The organism is Psychrobacter sp. Ps6 (genome assembly GCF_022129235.1).
Lineage (GTDB): Bacteria > Pseudomonadota > Gammaproteobacteria > Pseudomonadales > Moraxellaceae > Psychrobacter.
Genome location: NZ_JADQAI010000092.1, coordinates 1 through 1,891, shown reverse-complemented (window position 1 = coordinate 1,891; position 1,891 = coordinate 1). Strand labels below are relative to the sequence as shown.

Genomic DNA, 1,891 nt, shown 5'->3' with positions numbered 1-1,891 from the left:
CCAATATCATTGCGGGTAAACCTTTTAGCGCTACTATTACCGCCGTTGCTTGTCCAGTCAAAGGAAAAGAAAAACCAATCTCAATGTACGATGGTGAGAAAACATTAAATTTCTCAACACAATACCAAAGTCCTAAAACGGGTAATGTTGCCGTTAATATTTTACGTGATAATTCTCAGTTTACTACTTCTGCCACTATTAGGTTTAACAAAGGTGAGAGTGAGCCTCTAACTTTACAATACAGCGATGCGGGTAGTTTAATTTGGAATGTTACTGATCCTAATTGTACGACAGAGTCGTGTCTATTAACGGATGGAAAAACCCGACAAGCTCAAGAGTTGAAGCGATTATTACCTGACGGTCTTAAAGGCTCGATGACTATCAACTCCCGTCCTTGGACTTTTGCAATTTGTCCAGCGCAAGGTAAGAACATCGATGGAACGGCACTGGACGGTCAACCTTTAGTAGCTGCCGGAGATTATTTTTATTTGCATGTAAGGCCTGTTGTATGGCAGCCAGGTGGCTCTGAGTCAGCTCCTGTTTCAACAACAGCATATAATTTATGTAATGCAGCCATTACACCTAATTTCTTTAAATCGGATGCGCCAAGGTTAAATGTAAATATCTCTCTTAATGAAAAACAGCCAGTTTCTCCGGTTGGAGGGGAATATGGCCAATTGTCTGGGAATTTACAGGCCAATAATCATACGGGTAATGATTATTTAAATTATCGTCTGACATGGTCAGAAGTTGGCAGTGTGCCTCTTAAAGCCAGCGGTCAAAGTGATTATTTAGGTATGCCGATTAACCCAGGGTATCGATCTGCAGGGCGAATTTATCCAGCCTTTTTCGGCTTTACTCATAATGAACTGACACCAGCAATGGGATCCTTTACTTATATGGGACAACCATTCCCAGTACATTGGGTGGTGAATGCTTTTAATCGACAGGGAAAAGCCGTCGGCAATTATGATAAGTTTGCGCCAAAGTTAACGGCTAAATTTGCTTTTGATATTAAAAATAGTGGGAGTAACAGTGAAGAGCGATTGTTACTTCAGCAGCCATTACCGCAGACATGGTCTCACAATGGTGAAAATCATCATTCCTATATGAGTTATCAATCAGACGTTACTTTTGCTCGTCAGGGGTTTCAGGCACTTGATAAAGTCACAACACCGGATGGACCATATAACTCATGGCAATTATGGCTAACCATCACTAACCCAAATGCAGGACGTCCAGTTCAAGATCCTCGTCGACTGACGCCAGAGCTTTGCAATCCTAATGACGGGTGTTCAGATCCTGATTTATCTAAAATGACGGAATTACGGCTAGGTAATACCAATCCAATGCGTTATGGCCGCATGGTGCTCCAAGATGCCGCTGGCGATATTCGAGGCCCGGTAGCCATTCCACTTCGTGTTGAGTATTGGAATGGCGCTGCTTTTGAAACCAATGCCGATGACTCAGGCTCACATTTTGATGGTCGAAATTACTGCCGTCAGATTTTGTATCCTCAACCTGATAAAGGAAATTCTCCAAGCACGTCCGGTTTAGGTAATGTCGACCAAGGCGTTGCAAGCAATGAAAAGTTAGTAGCGTATCCTGATGTTCCTGTTCTTAAGCCGTTTAAGCAGCAGGTACGTTTTTGGCAACGATTGTCAAATTCAACTGAACCAAAGGGAAACGGTATTTCATGTCGTGGTACATATACTTATCAGCCATGGCTCTCTTATAACTGGCGAAAACAGGGCGATGAGGATCCATCTGCGATAGTGACATTTGGTGTGTATCAGGGAAATAAGCGCATTATTTATCGTGCTGAAGCGGGAGTTACATCAAGTAACTATCAATAAAGTTCAGCACAAAATTGAGATCTCGTTATACTAGG

Annotated in this window: 1 protein-coding gene; it reads left to right on the top strand. The window is 42.5% G+C overall.

Annotated features, from left to right (window positions below):
- The coding region (locus I3255_RS13985; protein WP_238039356.1) for a DUF6701 domain-containing protein at positions 1-1,856 on the top strand (1,856 nt) is incomplete at its 5' end.
- Between the last annotated feature and the right edge of the window lie 35 nt (positions 1,857-1,891).